The 4,005-nt window shown below is 52.0% G+C and carries 3 protein-coding genes; 2 read left to right on the forward strand and 1 reads right to left on the reverse strand.

What is annotated here, in order from left to right; translation table 11 throughout:
- Window positions 1-652 precede the first annotated feature (652 nt).
- Together ACFWW2_RS14115 and ACFWW2_RS14120 are read left to right on the forward strand one after the other, a co-directional pair.
- The gene (locus ACFWW2_RS14115) at window positions 653-919 is read left to right on the forward strand and encodes a helix-turn-helix domain-containing protein (protein WP_393928811.1); all 267 of its coding nucleotides are present in this window, start codon (window positions 653-655) and stop codon (window positions 917-919) included.
- Entirely contained in the window at window positions 916-1,968 is a 1,053-nt protein-coding gene (locus tag ACFWW2_RS14120) for a hypothetical protein (protein WP_393928813.1), read from the forward strand. Before ACFWW2_RS14115 ends, ACFWW2_RS14120 begins: the two co-directional genes overlap by 4 nt.
- On the opposite strand, the gene ACFWW2_RS14125 is transcribed toward ACFWW2_RS14120, so the two are convergent.
- Complete coding sequence (locus tag ACFWW2_RS14125) at window positions 1,932-3,683, reverse strand: Eco57I restriction-modification methylase domain-containing protein (RefSeq protein ID WP_393928815.1); 1,752 nt, start codon at window positions 3,681-3,683, stop codon at window positions 1,932-1,934. The genes ACFWW2_RS14120 and ACFWW2_RS14125 overlap by 37 nt on opposite strands.
- Window positions 3,684-4,005 lie beyond the last annotated feature (322 nt).

The raw sequence follows: 4,005 nt of genomic DNA on the forward strand, positions 1-4,005 counted from the left end.
TCTCTTCCATCGACACATCTAACCCAGCAAAATAATCCATCGGTCAGTCTCCTTTTCAGCGATATGAACATCAAGAATAGCAGGGGCTGCAGTGTGCCGATCCTGATTACGCCATGTTGAAAAACTCGAAAATCTGACGACCGCATTTTTCTGCCAAGATCCATTGCGACGGCCAACTTGAAACCAAATGCCCAGCGGCGGCGCTGAGAGCTTCGGACATTGCCAATTCTGGCCTTAGGCCGACCCCCTCGCCGAATTTTCGGATAGGCCTCCTACGGGCAAGTATTTCACCTATTCTCCCGAAAATTGGAGTTTTTCAACAGTATCAGCCCAAAGTGCGTGTTGCTGCGTGGTGCCCGAAGGGCAACGACGCGCAGGAAGGAGACTTTGCAAAGTCGGTTAGTAAGCCCCTGTCTAGTTCGGTAATTGCACCCGATTTGTGCGCCGCATCTACAGCTTGTTTTTGCCAGGTTGTTAAGGCCGGTGCATTAGTTATGACTTACGCAACAAACGACAACATGGTCTATATCGGCAATAGCTTGGTGTAGATCGGTGATGCCCGCGAACAGATGCGCAAAGCATGTCAGTGAATCGATAAAGTCTGCTACTCAAAGTCTGTAGATTCAAAATCTTCACATGCGACAATTGTCGCATGACAAGAAGCCGGCAGCGCGACAAAGAAATCAGAAAAGCTAGCGAGGAAATCCGCACCACCCTTGCGGAAAATGTCCTTCGTTCTCGGCATGCCAAAGGTATTTCGCAAGAAGGCTTGGCGGATATGTGCGGACTGCACCGCACCTATATCGGCTCGATTGAGCGACGCGAACGTAACGTCACGCTCAGCACGCTGGAAGTAATTTCCGATACGCTTGGCGTCTCTGTACCACAATTATTAACCAAGAAAGACGAGGAGCCGTGATAGAGGCCACCAACAGTAAGATCGATTACCTTGATAATATTTGGCGTAGCCAACTTTCCATTTACGACCCGATTATAATTGGTGATCCTGCGCTTTGGATTCCAACTCCAGCGTTGGAAGCGATTTTAGATGGTGCCATGACAGGGATTTCGTTGTCCGGTCTGGCACTGCGCACGCGCTCCAAAGTGGTCAAGGAGCATGTGTGCCGAGCCTTAGGCTATCCCGTGCCGAAAGGTTTCAAGAAAACGCAGCCACGCTTTCCGGGACAGTTCTTTGATTGCTATGTGCAAAAATCCAATAACTTACAGGTCTGGAATGAAGAGTTATCGCCCACAAGGCGCTATGTAATCATCCGTGTTGACGGGGAAGATCAAATCATCAAAGTCAAAGTGGTCACTGGCGATACGCTGGCCCTTCTTGATACCACGGGCACACTGACGCAGAAGTATCAGGCGCAATTGATACCAAGTGATGCGCAAGCCGAGCTGATTGCACCATTGGATACGCAGCGCATGCAAGCTCTTGTGCAAGCGGGGGCCAATCTACCTGAAACAGCAAGCCCGATTGGTCAGCCACAAGACCAAATCCTCCTTCCGATTGATGAGCTATTCGAAAAACTCTCCAAGTTAATTGGCGCGCGTTTTCCAGATATCGGCATAGTCCAAGAGCGCAATCGCGGCGCTGCACTTCACCGCCTTATCTGCGAGACGTTGGGCTATAGCGACTTCCGCGATGACGGGCGTTTTCCCGATGTTCGGCACCAACTTTTGGAGGTTAAACTCCAAACCTCTCCGACCATTGATCTGGGTCTCGTGCGCCCGAATAGCGAAGAACCTCTTGATGTACTAATGGTAGGTGGGCAACAAATCCGGCATTGCGATGTGCGCTACGCCCTCTTCTATGCGCAGACAGATGGCACAGAAGTGACGTTGAGCAATTTCTATTTGAGCACCGGAGAAGCTTTCTTCTCACGCTTTCCGCAATTCCAAGGCAAGGTCTTGAACAAGAAGCTTCAAATTCCGTTACCTGCGGATTTCTTTGAAGACTGAGCGGCAGCTTCTTCGAGACCGAACACATCCCATATGAGCGTATTCAGCTTAAGCATTTTAGCGTTTGCATCGTCAGCGGGAAGGCACTCATAAATGTCTTTGGCGAGCGCGATGATGGTTTGAGCGTTCTCGCTTTCAGGGTCCGGCAGCGGAAACTTCTCCACATACTGCGTGATAAAGCGTCTGCGGCCTGCATAGAGCTTGTTGTTAAATTGCAGGTCGTAGAATTTCTCGATGAATGTCGAGTTGGCGACCGCGCAAGCCAGCCATAGTAGGTCGGTTTTCTCATCACTTTCCGCGACCAGCCAATAGCAATCGCCGTTGACGACCGAGCCGTCTAGGTCAATCCAGAAGGTCGGCTGTTTCGCAATATCACGAAAGACCAGCTTCGGCTTTTCCCACGCATCAGGAGATTGCGGCACCCAGATTTCATACCAAATGCGTCCGGCCTCGATGACGTATTTGCGCCCTTCAAGATCCGCTCGGTGTTCCTCAAGGTAGGCCGCACTTTTCGGATACTCAGTGAGATCGCAGGTGCGGCGGCGTCCATCCTTCATTTCATGCGGGTACAAAACACCATAAGGCGCATCGCGCTCGCTCGCTTTGAAGCGGCGGGCGATATGGTGCGTTGTAAGCGGCTTTACTAGCTCAGGTCGTTCTTCTTCCTTCATCTCATGCCAGTCGGTGCGGATGAAGGTTTTATCCGCGCAAGTCTTCACGCCAACGCGAATTTTCCCGATATCCCGGAATGTGCCCCAGCTATTGACGCGTACACGCTCAAGCCATGCTTCGCTGGAGGCGCTAGCATTGCGCCAAACACCATCGGTGCTACCGCCCTGATCCAAAAGGCCGTGCTGAACTTCAAAACGTCGCCCATCTTCGAGCGCGACAATGCCCTCATTGGCAAGCGCAGCGATGGCATCGGATGCTTCGTGCGCCGCTTCGGATTTGGTCTGGTAGATGGAGGTAAAGATAGTTTTTTGGTCGCTTTTCGCGCTCGTGCCTTCAAGCAATAGAACGGCAGGAAGAACTGCGGCGTCAAAGAGCTTGGTGTCGCCCAAATCCCAAGCTTTGGAGATGTGAAATCCTGCATGCAGCCCTTCGCGCACTGAGGCACCGGATTTCGTGCTCATGAAGCGGTTCGAGACGATCACACCTGCTGTGCCATCGGGGGCCAGAACCGAAGCCATGCCTAGAAGAAATGCGTGATAAAGGTCAACGCGCCCGGTCAACCCGAATTGCTGTGCCAAGGCTTGCGCTTGATTGGCTCCCATTATTTGCGTGCGCACGTAAGGCGGATTGGCGACAATCAAATCGAAATTGCTTGGCAGTTTGCTCTGAAAGAGCCCGTTCTGCGCGGTGACAAAATCCAAAAAGCTCTCGTGCGCAAAGTGAATGGACACGCCGGGAAATGCCTCGGCAATCCGCGCTTTTGCAACTTCCAGTGCCGCATGCTCAGTCTCGAAGCCATAGACTTCGATTGCGGTATCAGTGCTGCCGGGCAATGCTTCGAGCAAGCTGATGAGAAGCTCGCCATGGCCGATAGCAGGATCGAGAATGCGCAGCGTTTGCTTGCTACCCAATGCGGCCACAGAGACAATCTGCTGCGCCACAAAATCCGCCAAGATTTTGGGCGTATAGGTTGCGCCCTGGGCTTTGGCATCCGTCACCAGATCATAGCGTTTTGTAAAGCGCGGCGGATGGGTGACTTGCATGGCTGCTCGTTTCGTTTTTGCTGTTTGACTTTGCTACTTATAGTCATCTTCGTGTGCGGCGATGTCAAGGAGAGAATGGTCGCTGAGCCAAAAGCCATGTGAATAACTGCCCGAAGACGCGTAAGACCCTTGTATCCTGTCCTGACCGACAGTGAAAACGGCGGCTTAATGTCCGCTCTGGGCGGTGGTCTCAACTGGTGGACGCAACACTTTAACCTTTAGGAAGAGATGGAATGTTTTGAATGAAGTATCGTCGCAGGATTTATTATTCAGCAGAACAGCGTGCCGAGATCTGGGATCGCTGGCAGCGTGGGGAGTCGAT

The sequence above is a fragment of the Yoonia sp. R2-816 genome (assembly GCF_046762905.1).
Classification (GTDB): domain Bacteria; phylum Pseudomonadota; class Alphaproteobacteria; order Rhodobacterales; family Rhodobacteraceae; genus Yoonia.

What these genes read in the sequence shown, in the direction of transcription:
- ACFWW2_RS14115 (WP_393928811.1), top strand. Translation starts at nt 653, where the DNA reads ATGACAAGAAGCCGGCAGCGCGACAAAGAAATCAGAAAAGCTAGCGAG.
- ACFWW2_RS14125 (WP_393928815.1), bottom strand. Translation starts at nt 3,683, where the DNA reads ATGCAAGTCACCCATCCGCCGCGCTTTACAAAACGCTATGATCTGGTG.